19 protein-coding genes are annotated in these 16,676 nt (G+C 73.4%); 10 read left to right on the top strand and 9 right to left on the bottom strand.

Translation table 11 applies throughout. The annotated features are described in order from the left end of the window. Positions 1 to 648: 648 nt before the first annotated feature. From AB0K25_RS03370 to AB0K25_RS03345, 6 genes are read right to left on the bottom strand one after another with little or no spacing between them, the layout of a single operon-like run. Positions 649 to 2,187 carry a SpoIIE family protein phosphatase gene (locus AB0K25_RS03370; protein ID WP_219465747.1) on the bottom strand — a complete coding sequence of 513 codons (1,539 nt, stop codon included), beginning with the start codon at positions 2,185 to 2,187 and terminating at the stop codon, positions 649 to 651. 1 nt (position 2,188) lies between these two features. After that, on the bottom strand, positions 2,189 to 3,514 hold the full coding sequence (locus AB0K25_RS03365; protein WP_363818296.1) for an ATP-binding protein: 1,326 nt from the start codon (positions 3,512 to 3,514) through the stop codon (positions 2,189 to 2,191). Between the two features lie 23 nt (positions 3,515 to 3,537). Beyond that, positions 3,538 to 4,554 carry a SpoIIE family protein phosphatase gene (locus AB0K25_RS03360; protein ID WP_219465743.1) on the bottom strand — a complete coding sequence of 339 codons (1,017 nt, stop codon included), beginning with the start codon at positions 4,552 to 4,554 and terminating at the stop codon, positions 3,538 to 3,540. Beyond that, complete coding sequence (locus AB0K25_RS03355) at positions 4,551 to 4,967, bottom strand: anti-sigma regulatory factor (RefSeq protein ID WP_219465741.1); 417 nt, start codon at positions 4,965 to 4,967, stop codon at positions 4,551 to 4,553. Before AB0K25_RS03355 ends, AB0K25_RS03360 begins: the two co-directional genes overlap by 4 nt. Continuing rightward, positions 4,964 to 5,383 (bottom strand): STAS domain-containing protein, encoded by a 420-nt coding sequence (locus AB0K25_RS03350; RefSeq protein WP_219465738.1) that lies wholly within the window; start codon positions 5,381 to 5,383, stop codon positions 4,964 to 4,966. The genes AB0K25_RS03355 and AB0K25_RS03350 overlap by 4 nt, the downstream gene beginning before the upstream one ends. Further along, on the bottom strand, positions 5,383 to 6,243 hold the full coding sequence (locus AB0K25_RS03345; RefSeq protein ID WP_219465735.1) for an STAS domain-containing protein: 861 nt from the start codon (positions 6,241 to 6,243) through the stop codon (positions 5,383 to 5,385). Before AB0K25_RS03345 ends, AB0K25_RS03350 begins: the two co-directional genes overlap by 1 nt. Before the next feature lie 158 nt (positions 6,244 to 6,401). Between AB0K25_RS03345 and AB0K25_RS03340 the strand changes: the two genes are divergently transcribed. Continuing rightward, complete coding sequence (locus tag AB0K25_RS03340; protein ID WP_067310147.1) at positions 6,402 to 6,758, top strand: STAS domain-containing protein; 357 nt, start codon at positions 6,402 to 6,404, stop codon at positions 6,756 to 6,758. A gap of 9 nt (positions 6,759 to 6,767) precedes the next feature. On the opposite strand, the gene AB0K25_RS03335 is transcribed toward AB0K25_RS03340, so the two are convergent. Continuing rightward, positions 6,768 to 7,922 carry an MFS transporter gene (locus AB0K25_RS03335; protein WP_363818291.1) on the bottom strand — a complete coding sequence of 385 codons (1,155 nt, stop codon included), beginning with the start codon at positions 7,920 to 7,922 and terminating at the stop codon, positions 6,768 to 6,770. Positions 7,923 to 8,130: 208 nt separating this feature from the next. Here AB0K25_RS03335 and AB0K25_RS03330 point away from each other — a divergent pair, with 208 nt between their 5' ends. From AB0K25_RS03330 to AB0K25_RS03310, 5 genes are all read left to right on the top strand, one after another. Next, complete coding sequence (locus AB0K25_RS03330; protein ID WP_219465732.1) at positions 8,131 to 8,814, top strand: FCD domain-containing protein; 684 nt, start codon at positions 8,131 to 8,133, stop codon at positions 8,812 to 8,814. Positions 8,815 to 8,856: 42 nt separating this feature from the next. Continuing rightward, the gene (mscL, locus tag AB0K25_RS03325; RefSeq protein WP_219465729.1) at positions 8,857 to 9,327 is read left to right on the top strand and encodes a large conductance mechanosensitive channel protein MscL; all 471 of its coding nucleotides are present in this window, start codon (positions 8,857 to 8,859) and stop codon (positions 9,325 to 9,327) included. Between the two features lie 79 nt (positions 9,328 to 9,406). Next, positions 9,407 to 9,655 carry a hypothetical protein gene (locus tag AB0K25_RS03320; RefSeq protein WP_208565435.1) on the top strand — a complete coding sequence of 83 codons (249 nt, stop codon included), beginning with the start codon at positions 9,407 to 9,409 and terminating at the stop codon, positions 9,653 to 9,655. Between the two features lie 44 nt (positions 9,656 to 9,699). Next, the gene (locus AB0K25_RS03315; RefSeq protein ID WP_219465726.1) at positions 9,700 to 10,059 is read left to right on the top strand and encodes a hypothetical protein; all 360 of its coding nucleotides are present in this window, start codon (positions 9,700 to 9,702) and stop codon (positions 10,057 to 10,059) included. Between the two features lie 434 nt (positions 10,060 to 10,493). Next, a complete protein-coding gene (locus AB0K25_RS03310; RefSeq protein WP_219465724.1) occupies positions 10,494 to 10,694 on the top strand; it encodes a hypothetical protein in 201 nt (66 codons plus the stop codon). On the opposite strand, the gene AB0K25_RS03305 is transcribed toward AB0K25_RS03310, so the two are convergent. Further along, a complete protein-coding gene (locus tag AB0K25_RS03305) occupies positions 10,681 to 11,886 on the bottom strand; it encodes a benzoate/H(+) symporter BenE family transporter (protein ID WP_363818105.1) in 1,206 nt (401 codons plus the stop codon). The genes AB0K25_RS03310 and AB0K25_RS03305 overlap by 14 nt on opposite strands. A gap of 118 nt (positions 11,887 to 12,004) precedes the next feature. Here AB0K25_RS03305 and AB0K25_RS03300 point away from each other — a divergent pair, with 118 nt between their 5' ends. Then, positions 12,005 to 12,565: a helix-turn-helix domain-containing protein gene (locus AB0K25_RS03300; RefSeq protein ID WP_357532921.1), complete on the top strand. Its 561-nt coding sequence runs from the start codon at positions 12,005 to 12,007 to the stop codon at positions 12,563 to 12,565. Here the strand turns inward: AB0K25_RS03300 and AB0K25_RS03295 are convergent. Beyond that, positions 12,550 to 13,596 (bottom strand): LuxR family transcriptional regulator, encoded by a 1,047-nt coding sequence (locus tag AB0K25_RS03295; protein WP_357532919.1) that lies wholly within the window; start codon positions 13,594 to 13,596, stop codon positions 12,550 to 12,552. The two genes, AB0K25_RS03300 and AB0K25_RS03295, sit on opposite strands and share 16 nt — an antisense overlap. 63 nt (positions 13,597 to 13,659) lie before the next feature. Between AB0K25_RS03295 and AB0K25_RS03290 the strand changes: the two genes are divergently transcribed. The 3 genes from AB0K25_RS03290 to AB0K25_RS03280 all read left to right on the top strand — a co-directional run bounded on the left by AB0K25_RS03290 (position 13,660) and on the right by AB0K25_RS03280 (position 16,516). Then, positions 13,660 to 14,379 carry a PP2C family serine/threonine-protein phosphatase gene (locus AB0K25_RS03290; protein ID WP_208565430.1) on the top strand — a complete coding sequence of 240 codons (720 nt, stop codon included), beginning with the start codon at positions 13,660 to 13,662 and terminating at the stop codon, positions 14,377 to 14,379. 50 nt (positions 14,380 to 14,429) lie between these two features. Further along, a complete protein-coding gene (locus tag AB0K25_RS03285; protein WP_363818100.1) occupies positions 14,430 to 15,638 on the top strand; it encodes a GNAT family N-acetyltransferase in 1,209 nt (402 codons plus the stop codon). 128 nt (positions 15,639 to 15,766) lie between these two features. Continuing rightward, on the top strand, positions 15,767 to 16,516 hold the full coding sequence (locus AB0K25_RS03280) for a ZIP family zinc transporter (protein WP_357021516.1): 750 nt from the start codon (positions 15,767 to 15,769) through the stop codon (positions 16,514 to 16,516). Positions 16,517 to 16,676: the final 160 nt, after the last annotated feature.

Genomic DNA, 16,676 nt, shown 5'->3' with positions numbered 1-16,676 from the left:
CACCGGACGGCGTCGGCCCGACGGGCGCGGAGAGCAGGCGACCGCTTCGCCGCCGGCCCGGCCGCCGGGTCGCTCAGCCCGCCCGGTGGGTCGCTCAGCCCGCCCGCCGGGTCGCTCAGCCCGCCCGGTGGTCGACCGACGACCCCACCGCCCGGACCAGTCCGGGACCACACCGGTGGTCAGCTCACCGTGTGAAGCGTTCTCGTCGCCATGGCCGCAGGAACTCTCCACGATCCTGGTCCCCACTTTTGGCGATCCCAGCACCAAGCAGCCCCACCCCCTGGCGATAACGATGAGTAACATCAGCCGCCACCCCCCCATCTCCCCACTCCGCATCCTTTGCTCTGCTGCCATCGAGGCGACAGCTACTCACCGTTTCAGGCTGGAAGAGCGACCCACCTATGGCGATTTTCAAAGTTGCAGCTCAGCGCGCTGTCGCGGATAAGGCAGCAGAGCAAAGGATGGAGAGGGGAGTAATTCGAGGTTGGCCCTTAGCTACGGTGAGTGACGTCAGGAGTCGGCCCGCTGCCGAGCACCCTCAGTAACCACGACAGCGGTTGGGATTGGGGGGACCTCGGTGGCTCGGTCGAGCCGGCGGACGACCGCCCGGGGGCCGGATCGGGAGTCGGGGAAAGCAGTCGGAACCACTCAGCGGCGGCGGACCGCCACCACCGCGACGTCGTCGTGGATCTCCGGCGGGGCCAGCTCGACCAGCAGCCGCTGGCAGAAGCCGTCCAGGTCGTCGTCGACCACCGTCGCGCAGGCGGCCAACGCGGCCAGACCGTCGTCGATGGTGGTGTCCCGCCGTTCGATCAGCCCGTCGGTGTAGAGCACCAGCGTCGCGCCCGCCGGCAGGGTGAACTCCAGATCCTCCGGCCGGTCCGCGCGCACCCCCAGCAGCGGGGCCGACTGCTGCACGAACTCCACCCGGCCGTCCACCGTCACCAGTGCCGGCAGGTGCCCGGCGCTGGCCAGTCTGATCCGGCCCGTCGACGGGTGCAGCAGCAGGATGCACAGGGTCGCCAGTTCGTTGCGCAGCAGCGTACGCATCAGCACGTTGAGCCGTTCCAGGATCACCCCGGGCTGGTGCCCCTCCACCGCGTACGCCCGCATCGCGTGCCGCAGCTCGGCCATCACCGTCGCCGCGTGCAGCGAGTGGCCGGCGACGTCGCCGATCGCCACCAACAGGTGCCCGTCGAGCATCACCAGCTCGTAGAAGTCCCCGCCCACCTCGGTCTGCGCGCTGGCCGGCTCGTAACGCACCGCCAGGTCGAGGCCGGCCACGTCGGGCAGCCGTCGGGGCAGCAGGCTCCGCTGGAGGGTCACCGCGATCCGGTGCTCCTCGTCAAAGGAGCGCTGCGCCTCCACCGCCGAGGCGACCGCCTGGGCGAGCTGCACCAGCACCGGCGTCCGGGCGGTCTGGGTGGCGGTGGGCACCACCACGTAGAGCGGGGCGCGGTCCTCCCGCAGCTTGGCGGCGGCCACGGTCACCGTGTCGCCCGCCGGCCAGCGCACCAACCCCCACCCGTCGGGGGCGTCCACCCGGACGGTCGCCCCGGTCGGCACGCCGGTGTCGTCGACCACCCACGGTACGACCTCCGCCGTCGCGCCCGGACCGGCGGCGACCCCGGCCAGGCAGTCCCCGTCGAAGGTCTCCGCGACCACCGCCGCCGGGCTGCGGAAGATCTGCGCCGCACCGGCCGCCGCCTCCTGCAACAGGCGGGTGAAGGTGGACGCGGCGTGCACCGCCACGGTGGTGTCGGCCAACCCGGTGAGCCGCTCGGCGAGCAGCTCGGCCCGCGTCCGCGCCTGGTAGTAGCGCAGCACCGCGTGCGCGGTGGCCACCAACTCCTCCGGCTCGATCGGCTCGGCCAGGTAGGCGTCCGCACCCCGGGTCAGTCCCTGGGTACGGTCCACCACGTCGACGGCGTGCGCGGACACGTGGATCACCGGAATGGCCGGGTGGTCCGCCTTGATCCGTTCGCAGACCTCGAAGCCGCTCAGGTCCGGCAGCCGGACGTCGAGCACCACCAGGTCGATCGGGTCCACCCCGACCCGGGCCAGCGCCTCGGTGCCGTTCTCCGCCTCCCAGACCGTGAAACCGGCCCGGGTCAGCCAGCTCACCAGCAGGTAGCGCTTGGTGGGGCTGTCGTCGACCACCAGGATCGTCGCCGGGACGCCGGCCACCTCACACCCCCGCCACGGGCAGGTCCACCGTGAAGCTGCTGCCCCGACCCGGCTCGCTGGTCAGCGCCAGGGTGCCGCCAAGCAGCGTCACCAGCCGCCGCGCGTACGGCAGACCGAGACCGGTGCCGCTGCGCCGGCTGGTCCCCGGCACCTGGTAGAACTCCTCGAAGATCCGTTCGTGCAGCTCGGCGGGGATGCCCGGCCCGGTGTCCGAGACGCGGATCCGCACCCGGTCGTCGACCCGCTCGGCGCACATCCGCACCTCACCCCGGTCGGTGAACTTCACCGCATTGTGCAGCAGGTTGCGCAGCACCTGGGCCAGCAGCACCTCGTCCGAGCGGAGCTCGGTGCCCGGGGGCGGCTCCTCCACCACCAGCTCCACCTCGGAACGCAGGGTGAGCGCCCGCAGTGTCCCCCGCAGCTGCCCGAAGACCGCCCGCAGGTCGACCTGCACCCACTCCGGCTCGATCCGGCCAGCCTCCGCCTTGGCCAGGTCAAGCAGGTCGTTGACCAGGGAGAGCAGGTCGGCTGCCGAGGACCGGATCAGCTCGACCTGCTGGGCCTGCTCGGCGGTGAGCGGGTCCGACGCGGAGTCGGTCAGCAGCCGCCCCAGCCCGATGATCGCGGTCACCGGGGCCCGCAGCTCGTGGCTGACGTTGGCCAGGAAACGGCTCTTCGACTCGCTCGCCGCACGCAACTGTGCCGACTTCTCGTCCAGCTCCGCGTAGAGGGCCACCACCCCCCGGTTGGTCTCCTCCAACTCCTCGGAGAGCTGACCGTAGAGCGCCATCACCCCCCGGTTGGTCTCCTCCAGCTCGGCGTTCAGCACGGCCAGCTCGTCGCGCTGGCTGCGTACCTCGTCGAGAGCGGCGATGAGCTGCCCGTTCTGGGTGGCCAACTCGTCCAGGGCGCTGGCCGGGGCGCTGGTGCCCAGCTCGGCGCGCAGCTCTGCCAGGCGCGGCGGGGTCAGCGCAGCAGCGGCGGCCGGGACACGTCGGGACATCCTCACGACGGTATATCCCGCCGCCTCCGCCAGCCCCAGGGTGTCCACCAATCGCGCCACCGCGCCGGACTGCGGCTCGTACCGGTTGCCCGGCAGCGGACGCAACGGGGCGAGGTCGACGCTGAGGAACCGCCGCCCGTCCGACTCCGTGACGAGGGCGAAGCTGACGTCCGCGCCGTCCACGGTACGCAGCAGGTCCCGGGCCACCTCGCTGAGCGCGGTGGCGAACCGCACCTGGTCCTGGTGCTCCAGCCCGATCGCCGCCGCAACCTCCCGGCCCCGCTGGCGTACCCCGAAGATGTCCTGTTCCACCCGCAACGCCATCCGCAGGAGTGGCTCGCGGGCGGTCACGACGGAGTTCTCGCGACCAGCACGCAGGCGTCGTCCCGGCGGATTCCGGCGTCGCGCAGCAGGGTCGCCGCGACGACCACCGACGCCCGCCCGGTCAGCCCCGGATAGTCCTCGGACCGCCACCGGTCCACCACCCCGTCGCTCTGCATCACCAGGGTCGCGCCGGCCGGGAACGGGTAGTCGTACTCACGTACCGTCGGGCGTTGGTGGCCGGCGATGCCGGGCAGCGACACCAGCCCCCGGCGGGTGCCGTCCGGGGCCAGCACCGTCCCGGCGATGTTGCCCAGCCCGGCGTAGCGCAGCAGACCCGCCGCCGGGTCCAGCTCCGCCACCGCCAACGCGGCCCCCCGGGTGTGCGACATCGCACGGTGCAGGTGCGTCACCACGGTGGCGGGCGGACCGGCCGGCGCGACCCGGAAGGCGGAGACGGCCGCCTCGGCGGCGACGTTGGCCAACGGCCCGTGGCCCAGCCCGTCGCAGACCAGCACCTGGTGCCGCCCCTGTTCGGTACGCATCGCATGGCTGTCGCCGCTGACCTGCTCGCCGGTGATCGGCCGGGTCAGCCCCGCCGCCCAGGCCGGCGTGGCCCGCACCTCCTTCGCCCACACCTGCACCGCGAAGACGGTGCCGCGACCCGGCCGGGACCAGGCGTCGTACCAGCTGGCCTGGCGGGTGATGGCACCGAGGCCGATGCCCAGGGTGCCGGTGGTGGAATGGCCGTCGCGGGAGGAGACGGTCAGGTCGGCCATCCCGGGGCCGGAGTCGACCGCGATCAGCTCCACCCCGGCGGCGTCGCCGGTGCGCACCGGGCGCAGCAGCAGGACACCCTCCTGGGCGTGTTTCACCAGGTTGCTGGTCAGCTCGGCGGCGACGATGGCCAGTTCGGCGACCCGGTTCTCACCGAGGCCGAGCTGCCCGCCGAGACGCTCCGCCGCGCGTCGCACGGTGCTGGCGGCGCTGCCGCTCTCCACCCGGTACCAGTGGCCCGCGTCCGGCACCACGTCGTGGATCATCGGGACCACTTGGTGACGGTGATCCGGGTGCCCTCACCGGGGGCGGTCTGGATGTCGAAGTCGTCGACCAGTCGACGGGAGCCGCTGAGGCCGAGGCCCAGGCCACCGCCGGTGGTGTAGCCGTCGGTGAGGGCGAGACCCAGGTCGGCGATGCCCGGCCCGGAGTCGGCGAAGACGATCCGCACGCCGCGCCGCCGGCCGTCCTCGACGACCGTCACCTCGGCGGTGCCGCCACCGCCGTAGATGAGGGTGTTGCGGGCCAGCTCACTCGCGGCGGTCACCAGCTTCGTCTGGTCGACGAGGGAGAGCTTGACCGCCACCGCCACGGTACGCACCAGCTGACGGACCCGGACGACGTCCTCGTCACTGCCGATCGCCTGGGTCTTCGGGCCCAGGTCGACTCCCGCGGTCATGACGATGTCGCCGCCGTCCCGGACTCCACGTCCTCGGGGTCGTCGTCGTACCCGAGGTCGTCGTCGCGGGTCGCCGCGATCAGCTCCATGCCCCGCTCCACGTTCAGCGCGGTGCGGATGCCGTTGAGCGACAGGCCCAGCTCGACCAGGGTGATGGCGACCGCGGGACGCATCCCGACGACCACCGTCTCGGCGTCGAGCACCTTGGAGATCGAGGCGATGGTGGAGAGCATCCGGCCGACGAAGGAGTCGACGATGTCCAGCGCGGTGATGTCGATGATGACGCCGTGGCAGCCGGTCGCGACGATCCGCTCGGCCAGGTCCTCCTGGAGGGTGACCGCCGTCTGGTCGGACATGTCGATCTGGATGGAGACCAGCAGGATGTCGCCGATCTTGAGGATCGGCACCCGTTCCATCACGCCTCCCGACGCGGGTGACGGCGGGACGTCTCCACCCCGGTGAGCCGCAGCACGTGCCGCAGCGCGTCGGCCAGGCTCGCCTTGGTGGCGATGTCGCCGAACTCGATGCCGAGCGCGACGATGGTCTGCGCGATCTGCGGGCGGATGCCGGAGATGATGCAGTCGGCGCCCATCAGCCGGGCGGCCACCACCGTCTTGAGGATGTGCTGGGCGACCTGGGTGTCGACCGCCGGCACGCCGGTGATGTCGATGATGGCGTACGGCGAGCCGGTGTCGACCAGGGTCTGGAGCAGCCGTTCCATCACCACCTGGGCGCGGGCCGAATCGAGGGTGCCGACCAGCGGCACGGCGACCACACCGTCCCAGATCTTCACCACCGGGGTGGAGAGTTCGAGCAGCTGCTCGGCCTGGTCGGCGATCAGCCCCTCGCGGGTCTGCACGTAGGTCTCGAAGGTGAGCAGCCCCATCCGGTCGACCAGGCCGGTGAAGTCGACGACGTCCCGCAGCGACAACTCCACGCCGGCGGTCTCGGCCAGCTCGACCAGGACGTCCTTGAGGGCGTAGATGCTGGTCGCGGTCTCGGTGGCGGTGAAGCTCTGCCGGGCCCGGCTGCGGGACAGGTCGGCGAGCACCGCCCGCAGCTCGCCCGCCGCAGGGTCCTGGAGGTCGGCCAGGCCGGCACCGCCGGCATTGATCATGCTAGCGTGCAGCTCCTGCACCTGGAGGCGTAGCTCGGCCTGGCTGAGCCGACCGCGCAGCGAGGCGGCGACGACCTCGGTCCACCGTTGCACCACCCGCTCGCCGTGCCCGGTCAGTAGCTCGACGAGTCGGTCGCCTCCGTCTGCGGTCAACGCCATGGTTACCTCCTGTGAGCTGGGCCGGCCGGACTCTATCACCGGAGGCAGACCCGGTAGTTGCCCCGCGGCAAAGGAATGATCGGTCCCACCGGAAGCGCTCCCGTTCTGCGTGTCCCGCTGTTCGTGGGATACCGTTCCACCAATAACAGGAGGTCTGAATGTCCCTGACGGTGCACACGGAACAGCGCGGCGACGTCGTCGTCGTGTCGGTCGCGGGCGAACTCGACATGGCGACCGCACCGCAGTTGCAGGACCAGATCACCGACCTGCTCGACAAGGGGCGCAGCCGGCTGGTGTTCGACCTGGCCGAGGTGTCGTTCTGCGACTCGACCGGGTTGTCGGTCTTCGTCCGGGCCAAGAACAGCTGCGACGAGGCCGGCGGCGTGGTCCGGTTGGCCGCCCCGCAGCGCGGCGTGCTGCGCATCCTCGAGGTCAGTGGGCTGGTCGAGGTGCTGCACACCTACCCGACGGTCGACGAGGCCGTCGCGGGCGATCCCACCCCCGCCTCGTCCTGACCGGTTTCCTCACCGCTCGTCCTCGATGAACCGGGGACGAGCGATCACCATGCCCGCGGTCGTCTGCACCGCCAGCGCGGCGAGCAGGAAGCCCATCGGCGCGGTCCACCCACCGGTCGCCTCGTAGAGCACCCCGACGAGCAGCGGCCCGAGCGCGGCGATCACGTATCCGGTGCTCTGCGCGAAGGCGGACAGCGCCACCGTGCCGTCGGCGGTGCGGGCCCGCAGGCCGATGGTGGTCAGGATCAGCGGGAACGCGCCCTGGCCGAAGGCGAGCAGCAGCACCCACAGCAGCGCCCCCTCCCGGGGTGCGAGCGCCAACCCCAGGTAGGCCGCCGCGGAGAACGCGGTCAGCCCGAACACCAGCGGGCGCAGCGTCCGGAGCCGACCGGCCAGCGTCGGCATCAGCAGGGCGACCGGCACCCCGAGCGCGGTGACCCCGGCGAGCAGCAGTCCGGCGCTCTCCGGCCGGAAGCCGGCGTCCCGGAAGAGCTGGGCCAGCCAGCCCATCACCGCGTACCCGCTCAGTGACTGCGCGCCGAAGTAGACCGCCATCGCCCAGCCGAGCCGGGTGCGGGCCGGCTGGACCCGGGTGCGGACGGCCGGGCCCGCCGTCGGGGGCGCGGTCCGTCGGGCGGCGCGCGCCCGCAACGCCAGCGGCACCCACGGGAGTACGGCCACCGCCGCCAACGCCGCCCACACGCCCAGCCCGGCCCGCCAGGAGCCGAAGGCGTGCGCCACCGGCACGGCGGAGGCGGCGGCCACCGTCGTACCCGCCGTCAGGGCCATCGTGTACGCCCCGGTGACCAGCCCGGTGCGGTGCGGGAAGTGCTGCTTGACCAGCATCGGCAGCAGGATGTTCGCCACCGCGATGCCGGCCAGGGCGAGCGCGCTGGTGAACACGAAGATCGCCGCCGAGTCGGTGACCACCCGGAGCACCTGACCGACGGTGAGGGCGAGCATCGCCACCACCAGCACCCGGGCTGCGGGCCAGCGGCGGATCAGCCACGGGGTGAGCGCGCCGAGACCGGCGAAGGCGATGGTGGGCAGGGTGGTGACGAACCCGGCCATCGTGCCGGAGAGACCGAGCCCGGTGCGTACCTCGTCGAGCAGCGCGCCGAGGCTGGTCACCGCGGCCCGCAGGTTGAGCGCGACCAGCAGCATCCCGACCAGCACCAGCGCGCCGCCGGTGGCCGGCGACGGGGCGCGGTGGGCCGGCCGGTGGGCGAGCGGCCCGGCCGCTCCGGCGGTGTCGCCCGGCCCGACGACGGCGGCGCTCCGGCCGACGGCGGTGGCCGCGGGGCTGGCATTTGGCGGGGTCATGACCTCGAACCTACAATCATGGGATGAATTTCGGCAGTTGGTGTAACCGGTGACACCGTCCGTCGATTCCCCACCCGTGCCCCCGCGCGGTCAGCGGGTGCACCAGACGATCGAGCAGCTCCGGGGCCGGATCCTCGGCGGCGAATGGCCGGTGGGCGGACGCATCCCCACCGAGCCGCAGTTGGTGACGGCGCTCGGGGTGGGGCGCAACACCGTCCGTGAGGCCGTCCGGGCGCTGGTGCACGCCGGGGTGCTGGAGTGCCGGCAGGGCTCCGGGACGTACGTGGTGTCGACCGACGAGCTGGCCCCGGTGGTGGCCCGCCGGCTCACCGACGACCGGATGGTCGAGGTGGTCGAGGTCCGCCGGGCGTTCGAGGTCGAGGCGGCCCGGTTGGCCGCGCTGCGGCGTACCCCGGAGGATCTGGTGGCGCTCGACGGCGCGCTCGCCACCCGGGAGGCCGCCTGGCGGTCGGGCCGGGTCGGCGAGTTCGTGGAGGCGGACGTCGCGCTGCACACGGCGGTGGTCGCCGCCGCCCACAACGCCATGCTGGCCGAGCTGTACGCCTCGGTCGGCGCGGCCCTGCGCAGCACCGTCGCGCACGCGATCGGCGACACCCTGCAACCCCAGCGGTACGTCGACCACGGCCGACTGGTGGCGGCGATCCGGGACGGCGATCCCGGGCGGGCGGCGATCGAGGCCGGGGCCTTTCTGGAGCCGCCGTCCGGGGCATAGGTTGTCCCCGACGGAGAATCGGACGGCACAGGAGTGCAGCAGATGCTCAAGGGCTTCAAAGACTTCATCATGCGCGGCAACGTCGTCGACCTGGCGGTCGGTGTCGTCATCGGTGCCGCGTTCACGGGCGTGGTCACCCAGCTGACCAAGTCGTTCCTCGAACCACTGGTCCGGGTCATCATCGTGCTGATCACCGGCAACCAGAAGGGCCTCAGCGGCTCGACGCCGAAGTTCCGCGACATCCCGTTCGACTGGGTGGCCTTCGTCAACGCGGCGATCACCTTCGCGCTGACCGCGGCGGCGCTCTACTTCCTGGTCGTCTACCCGATGAACCGGCTCGCCGAGCGGCGCAAGCGGGGCGAGGAGCCGCCGCCCGCCGCCCCCAGCGAGGAGGTCAAGCTGCTCACCGAGATCCGCGACGCGCTGCTGGCCGGGGGGCACACCGCTCCGGGGCAGCGCGGCGCGCTCGACGACGTGCTCGGACGCCGGACGGAGCCGCCCGCCCCGCGCTGACCGACCGGTACACATCGGCCCCTGCGGAATTCCCGCAGGGGCCGACTTCTGTCGTACACATGTTCGATAGAGTCCGGCCATGGAACAGCGTAGGCACTGGTGGAACGGCAAATGGGGACGACTGGCCCGGCGGGACGTTTTCCTCCGGGTCGACGCCGACCGGTGGCACGTCGAGCAGCGGGCCGGCGGCGCGGAGGGCGTCTCCCAGTTCTACGAGCACGGCAGTGCCGACGAGGCCGAGGAGACCGTCCGGGCCCTGCTGGAGGGCACGGACGCCTGGCGGGAGCTGTCCCCGCGCCCGCCCGGTGCCTGGGGCCCGGCGGTTTAGCGGTGGGTGGGGCAGGGAACCGCCCGGGGATGGAGCAGCAGGGCATGGCAGAGCGGGCGGTCATCTCCCGGGTCACCACCGGCATGCGGGTGGTCGACACCGTCGGGGTCGAGATCGGCACCGTCGACCTCGTCCAGCGGGGCGACCCCAACGCGGTGACCGTGCAGGCGTCGACCGCCGACCCGGGCGGCAGCCTGGACGAGCTGATCGAGTCGGTGGCCGTCGAGGAGCCGGACGTCCCGGCCGACCTCGCCGCCCGCCTGCTGCGCACCGGCTACCTCAAGGTCTCCACCGAACTGGCCCGCACCGGCGCGGTGTACGTGCTGGCCGACCAGATCGCCACGGTCACCGACGACCAGGTACGCCTGCACGTCCCCGTCGGCGACCTGCCTCCGGAGGAGTGACCCGCCCCGCCCCTCACCACCTGCGCTGGCCGGAGACGGGCTGTCGGCGGCCGGTCGGCCGCGCCGAGCGGGCCGCCGGGCGGGCCGCCGGGCGGCGGCGCGCTTGCGTCGCGCGGGGATCTCAGCTGCTCGCGTGCGCCGATCGATCCCACCGGCCGGGGCAACAACCCTGCCACGCATCCTTTAGAGCTGATGACGTAAACGAATCATCGACGACCCGGCCGCCTCGGCGCGCAAAGCAACCCCGCGGGTCGCCCCGGCTGCCTGAGCCACCGTCTTGAACGGGGTGATTCAGAGCCATCCGGCGGGGTGGGAGTGGGTGAGCCGTCAACGTCATCAGCTCTAAAGGACCCGTAGAGGTATCACCGCCCGCCGAGGACTCACCTCCAGGATGCAGCGGGAAGAGGTCCGGAAGAAGCCGGAAGGAGTTGGTCATGGCGGAGGTGGCCCGGCAGAGCCCGGGGTTCGTCCGTGGCTGGTGGGGGTCGGGCGAGGCGGACCAGGCGACCGGGCACGCCCTGGTGTTGTTGGACAGCCGGGAGCACGCGCTGGAGTTCGCGGCGACCGTCGAACAGTACGTGCCGGACGCGCGACTGCGGGTGGTGGCGGTCGAGGCGACCGTCAGCGCCCCGTGACCTGCCCGGACTGGGCCGGAGCCGGCGTCCGGCGTCGGAAGAGCAGCAGCATCAGCCAGCCGGCCAACAGTCCCCAGAACGCCCCACCCACGCCGAGCAGACTCACCCCCGAGGCGGTGACCACGAACGTCACCACGGCGGCCTCCCGGCTCTGTGGGTCGGACGCGGGGGCGGGGGCGAGCGCCGAGGAGAGTGCACCGGCCAACGCGCCGAGCAGCGCGAGCCCGGCGACCGCCTCGATGAGCACCGGCGGGGAGAGCAGCACCAGCGTGGTCGCCGCGCCGGCGCCGAGCCCGAGCAGCGCCAGGCCGATGCCGGCGGTCACCGAGGCGATCCAGCGCCGGTCCGGATCGGGGTGGGCGTCGGGGCCGGCGGCGAGGGCGGCGGTGATCGCGGCGAGATTGACGGCGTGTCCGCCGGTGGCGGCACCGAGCGCACTGGCCAGCCCGGTGGCGCGCAGCGCCGGGGCGAGCGGCGGCCGGTAGCCGAAGCCGCGCAGCACCGCCGTGCCGGGCACGTTCTGCGCGGCCATGGTGACCAGGAACAGCGGCAGCGCCAGGCCGAACACGGCGGGCAGGGTGAACGCCGGCACGGTCGGCGACACCACCGGCCGCAGGTCACCGGGGGTGACTCCCACGCCGGTCGTGGTCAGGGCGATCGCCACCGCCGCCGCCACCAGCGCGGCCGGCACCGCCCACCGGGGGGCGAACCGGTGCAGCACCAGCCAGGTGACGATCACCGGGGCGGCCAGGGCCGGCACCTCGACCAGCGCGCGTACCGGGGCGGTGCACAGCGGCAGCAGCACCCCGGCCAGCATCGCGGCCGCCACCGGGGCGGGGATCGCGGCCACCGCCCGGCCGAGGGCGGGGAAGAGGCCGGCGGTGACGATGAGCAGCCCGCACAGCGCGAACGCGCCCACGGCGGCGGGCCAGCCGCCGGGGACCGGCCCGGTGGCGACCAGCAGCGCCGCGCCCGGCGTGGACCAGGCGATCGCGATCGGCATCCGGTGCCGCAGGCCGAGCCAGACAGCGCAGATTCCGGCGGCGACACTCACCGTGAGCAGCCCGGAGGCGGCCTGCGCCTCGCTGGCGCCGACCGCCCGCAGCCCGGCGAGCACGACGGTGAACGAGCTGGCGAAGCCGACCACGGCGGTCACCACGCCGGCCAGCACCGGTTGCAACCGATCCCCCACCACAGCCTCCCGCGCGTCCGTTCCCGCCGACGACCCGCAGACCGCCCCGGCGTGCCGGGTCGGGTCGGGTCGCCCATCGTTCCGTTTATGGAACGGCGGCGTGTAGCACCATAGCCGGATGACCCCGCCTCGCCCAGCCCGCCGGCCCCCGCTCGACGCCGACGCCGGGGCGGTCGGCCAGCGGCTGCGCGCGCTGCGGATCGAACGCGGGGTCTCCCTGTCCACGCTCGCCCGGGCCGCCGGCGTCGGGAAGGCCACCCTCTCGGCGCTGGAGAACGGCACCCGCAACCCCACCCTGGAGACGCTCTACGCGATCACCGCCCAGCTCGGCGTGCCGCTGGCCGCCGTGCTCGCCGGGCCCGCCGCCACCCCGACCGTGCGGGGCGCCACGGTCGTCGCCACCCTGCTGGAGTCGTTCACCGACACCGACGCCAGTTACGAGCTGTACCGGTTGCGGGTCCGTCCCGGCGGGGAACAGGTCTCCCCCGCCCACCGGCCCGGGGTCACCGAACACGTCACGGTCTTCGCCGGGATGCTCCGCGCCGGCCCGCTCGACGCCCCGCTGACCGCCGCCGCCGGTGGCCACCTGCGCTGGACCTCCGACGTGCCGCACGGCTACGCCGCCCTCGGCGACGAGGAGGTCGCCGCCAGCCTGCTGCTGCGCTACCCCCGCAGCTGACCCGCGCCCGGCACCCGGTGCTGCACCGCCCAGAGCGCCGCCTCGGTACGCGACGCCGAGCCGGTCTTGCGCAGCAGGTTCGACACGTGCACGGTCACCGTCCGCACCGAGATGCCCAACGCCCGCGCGGCCTGCTTGTTGGACATCCCGGCGACCAGGCAGCCGAGCACGTCCACCTCCCGACCGGTCAGCTCGGCGACGGGTGGGGCGGCGGGCCGGGGCACGGGCCTGCGCTCCGGCGTCCGCAGGTGTTCCGGCAGCGGCTCACGCACCAGCGCCGCCATCCCCCGACCCGCGTGTACGGCCAACAGCTCGGTGAGCGCGTACGGGTTGCCGCCGGTGCGTTGCCAGACCGCGGCACAGACCCGCGCCGGTGGCGGGCCCTCGTCGTACACCTGGGTGAGGATCTCCGCCACCTCGGCGACGCCGAGCGGGCCGAGATGCTGGCGCACCGCACCGCGTACCCCGCAGAGGCGGGCCAGGACGCGGCGGGTGAGGTCCGGTGCGACCGCGTCGGCCGGCGGCCGGCTCGCCACCACCAGCAGCGCCGGCAGCTGCGGCGCGGTGGCCAGCTCGACGACCAGGTTGAGGCTGGCCGGGTCGAGGTCGTGCAGGTCCTCCACCACCAGCACGGCCGGGCCGGCACCCACCAGCAACCGGACGGTACGCACGGCGAGCCGCAGCAGCGTGCCGGGGGCGTACCGCTCGCGCGGCGCGGTCGGCTGCTGCGCCAGCCAGGCCAGCGCGTCCGGTGGCAGGTCCAGGGTCCCGACGTCGCGGACGCTGAGCACCGCCGCCAACCAGTCGTAGGGGGCCGGATCGTGCACCCGCGCCGTGCCGGTGAGGATCACCGCCGGACGGGGAGCGAGGCGCTCGACGGCCGCCGCGACCAGCAGGCTCTTGCCCACCCCGGCGGCCCCGGTGATCACCGTGACGGCGGGGGCCGACCGGCCCGATCCGGCCACGGTGGACCACGCCCGGTCGAGCTCCGCCAGCTCTCCGACGCGACCCACCATCGACACCGGGATCATTTCTCCCACCCTACGTACTAGTGCGTAGAGACGGAGGGAGGGTGTATCCGGCAAGCTTGACGCATGACGCTGATCCTCCGCTCGGCCATCCTCAACGACGTCGGCCTGGTCCGCACCAACAACGAGGACTCAGCCCTCGCCGGTGAACGCCTGGTCGCGGTGGCCGACGGCATGGGTGGGCTGCCCGCCGGCGAGGTGGCCAGCGAGATCGTCATCCGCATCCTGGACGAGCTGGTCCCCCCCACCGGCACCGACGAGGCCGCCGAGGCGTTGCGGGCCGTGGTCTCCACCGCCAACCGCCGCATCCGCGCCGCCATCTCCGCCGACCCGGCCCGCGAAGGCATGGGTACGACGCTGACCGCCGGCCTGCTCGCCGGGGACACCCTGGTCCTCGCCCAGGTCGGCGACTCCCGCTGCTATCTGCTGCGCGACGGCGAGCTGACCCAGCTAACCCGGGACGACACCTTCGTCCAGGCGCTGGTCGACCAGGGTGCGCTCTCCCCCGACCAGGCCCGCCACCACCCGCAGCGGTCCCTGGTGACCCGGGCCGTGCAGGGGGCGGACGCGCCACCCGCGATCGGCGTGCTGACCGTGTTCGCCGGGGACCGGGTGCTGCTGTGCAGCGACGGGCTCTCCGACTACGTCGCCGACGAGGCGATCCACGGCGCGCTCACCAGCTACCAGGACCGCCAGCACTGCGGCGAGCAGTTGGTCAAACTGGCCCACCAGGCCGGTGCGCCGGACAACGTCACCGTGGTGGTCTCCGACGTGACCGAGGGCTGAACCGGGCCAACCGGGTTGCGGCCGGCCGCCGGCCGGGTTGGGATGGACGGATGCTCATCCGTCGCCTGGCCGCCGAGGAACGACTGACCACCAGCTTCCCGCTCCAGGCGTACGCCTTCGAAGCGTCCCCGCTGAGCCGGGAACGGGTCGAGGCGTTCCACCGTTACCTGCCCTACAACAAGGGCAACCGGACGCTGGTGGTCGAGGAGGGCGGCGAGGCGCGGGCCACCGCCAGCGCCGTACCGATGCGGCAGAACCTGCGCGGCGCGGTGCTGCCGATGGCCGGGGTCGCCGGGGTGACCACCCACCCGCTGGCCCGCCGCCAGGGTTACGTACGCGCCCTGCTGCGTCAACTCCTCGACGAGATGCGCGACGGCGGGCACCCGGTGAGCGCGCTGTACCCGTTCCGGGCCAGCTTCTACGAGCGGTTCGGTTACGTGGGGCTGCCCCGGGCGCGTACCGCCCGGTTCTCCCCGGCCGACCTGGCTCCGCTGCTACGCGCCGAGCTGCCCGGCACGGTGACCTGGGAACGTATCGGCTCCGGGTACGCCCGCTACCGGTCGTTCACCGAGCGGTGCCTGCGGGAGCGGCACGGCTTCGCGATCTTCCCCGAGTTCCGGGACGTCGGGCTGCGGGACCGGGACGACCGTTGGCTGATCACCGCGACGATCGACGGCAGCGTCGTCGGCGCGCTCACCTACCGGATCGACGACCACGGTGGTGAACTGGTCGGGGACGACCTGCTCGCCGCCGACCCGTACGCGCGCGCCCTGCTGTTGCAGTTCCTCGCCCGGCACGTCGACCAGGTGGAGCGGATCAGCCTCCAGCTCCCCGCCGACGACCTGCCCGAACTGTGGCTGACCGATCTGGCCGTGCACGTCGAGGCCCGGGTGACCCGACCCGGTTCGCCCGCGCCGATGGCCCGCCTGCTCGGTGTGGACGCCCTCGCCGGGCTGCCCGCCGGGCCCGGCCGGGTCCGGGTGGAGCTGGTCGACGACCGTTGGCTCGCCGGCACCCACCTGCTCGACGGCACCTCCGGTCGGTTGGAGCTGTCCCCCGCCGGCCGGTCGGTGGTGACCTCCGGCGTCGCGGTGCCGGCGGTCACGCTCACCGCCGCCGGGTTGTCCGCGCTGGCCTACGGGGTGCTCGACCCGGCCGAGGTGCACCTGCGGGGGCTGGGTGACGTCGGCCCGGAGGCGGCGGCGGAGCTGCGCCGGCTCTTCCCCCGCGCCCTGCCCTACCTCTTCGCCGACTTCTGACCATCCGATCCGCGCCGCGTCCCCGGCCACCCGGATGCCGTCGGGTCGCCGGGCAGCCCGGGTGCCGTCGGGGCGGGACCGGGCGCGGGTCTGGTTGACGTGCTCCCGGGGCGGGTACGGTCCCCGGAATGCCACAGTGGTTGCAAGCCGGGGCGTGGGGCCTGTTGGCCGGTTCCGCCCTGCTGATCGGGGCAGCTGTCGGGTACTTCGCCCGGGTGCCCCGCACGGTCGTCGCGTCGATCATGGCGTTCGGCGCGGGCGTGCTGCTCTCCGCCGTGTCGTTCGAGCTGATCGCCGAGGCGCACGATCAGGGTGGTCTGCTGCCGACCGCGCTCGGGGCGACGGGCGGGGCGCTGGCGTACACCGGGGCGAACGTGCTCCTCGCCCGACGGGGCGCCCGGCACCGCAAGCGGTCCGGCCAGGAGCAGCCCTCCGAGCAGGAGCAGCCCGGTTCGGGGTCGGCGATCGCGGTGGGTGCACTGCTCGACGGCGTACCCGAATCGGTGGTGATCGGCGCGAGCCTGCTGACCGGCGGCCCGGTCAGCCTGGTCACCGTGGTCGCGGTGTTCCTCAGCAACGTACCGGAGGGGCTGTCGAGCGCCGCCGGGATGCGCCGGGCCGGCCGCTCCCGCCGCTACGTCTTTGCACTGTGGACGGCGATCACCCTGATCAGCGGGGTCGCCGCGCTGCTCGGCAACACCCTGCTGGGCGGTGCCCCACCGGAGGTGCTGGCCACCATCACCGCGCTGGCCGCCGGGGCGATCCTCGCGATGATCACCGACACCATGGTCCCGGAGGCGTTCGAGGACGCGCACCTGCTGGTCGGCCTGATCACCGTCCTGGGCTTCCTCACCGCGTTCGCCCTCTCCCACGCCTGACCCACCCCACCCGACCCGCCCCCACCGCACACCCACATCCCGCCCCCTCCGCATACCGAGCCCCGCACTGCGCCACCCCGCACTGCGCTGCGCCACCGCCCCGCACTCGAACAGGACGTGCACGAACAGGCCGCACGCAGGCCGGCCGCACACGAACAGG

Source organism: Micromonospora sp. NPDC049257, assembly GCF_040678915.1.
Lineage (GTDB): Bacteria > Actinomycetota > Actinomycetes > Mycobacteriales > Micromonosporaceae > Micromonospora > Micromonospora antibiotica.
The sequence above is the reverse complement of the archived record's forward strand: the minus strand, read 5'-3'. Positions and strand labels throughout refer to the sequence as shown.

Coding starts and splice junctions, on each gene's coding strand:
- AB0K25_RS03365 (WP_363818296.1), bottom strand. CDS start 3,514: ATGGCGTTGCGGGTGGAACAGGACATCTTCGGGGTACGCCAGCGGGGC.
- AB0K25_RS03360 (WP_219465743.1), bottom strand. CDS start 4,554: ATGATCCACGACGTGGTGCCGGACGCGGGCCACTGGTACCGGGTGGAG.
- AB0K25_RS03355 (WP_219465741.1), bottom strand. CDS start 4,967: ATGACCGCGGGAGTCGACCTGGGCCCGAAGACCCAGGCGATCGGCAGT.
- AB0K25_RS03350 (WP_219465738.1), bottom strand. CDS start 5,383: ATGGAACGGGTGCCGATCCTCAAGATCGGCGACATCCTGCTGGTCTCC.
- AB0K25_RS03345 (WP_219465735.1), bottom strand. CDS start 6,243: ATGGCGTTGACCGCAGACGGAGGCGACCGACTCGTCGAGCTACTGACC.
- AB0K25_RS03340 (WP_067310147.1), top strand. CDS start 6,402: ATGTCCCTGACGGTGCACACGGAACAGCGCGGCGACGTCGTCGTCGTG.
- AB0K25_RS03335 (WP_363818291.1), bottom strand. CDS start 7,922: ATGCTGCTGGTCGCGCTCAACCTGCGGGCCGCGGTGACCAGCCTCGGC.
- mscL (WP_219465729.1), top strand. CDS start 8,857: ATGCTCAAGGGCTTCAAAGACTTCATCATGCGCGGCAACGTCGTCGAC.
- AB0K25_RS03320 (WP_208565435.1), top strand. CDS start 9,407: ATGGAACAGCGTAGGCACTGGTGGAACGGCAAATGGGGACGACTGGCC.
- AB0K25_RS03315 (WP_219465726.1), top strand. CDS start 9,700: ATGGCAGAGCGGGCGGTCATCTCCCGGGTCACCACCGGCATGCGGGTG.
- AB0K25_RS03310 (WP_219465724.1), top strand. CDS start 10,494: ATGGCGGAGGTGGCCCGGCAGAGCCCGGGGTTCGTCCGTGGCTGGTGG.
- AB0K25_RS03300 (WP_357532921.1), top strand. CDS start 12,005: ATGACCCCGCCTCGCCCAGCCCGCCGGCCCCCGCTCGACGCCGACGCC.
- AB0K25_RS03295 (WP_357532919.1), bottom strand. CDS start 13,596: ATGATCCCGGTGTCGATGGTGGGTCGCGTCGGAGAGCTGGCGGAGCTC.
- AB0K25_RS03290 (WP_208565430.1), top strand. CDS start 13,660: ATGACGCTGATCCTCCGCTCGGCCATCCTCAACGACGTCGGCCTGGTC.
- AB0K25_RS03285 (WP_363818100.1), top strand. CDS start 14,430: ATGCTCATCCGTCGCCTGGCCGCCGAGGAACGACTGACCACCAGCTTC.
- AB0K25_RS03280 (WP_357021516.1), top strand. CDS start 15,767: ATGCCACAGTGGTTGCAAGCCGGGGCGTGGGGCCTGTTGGCCGGTTCC.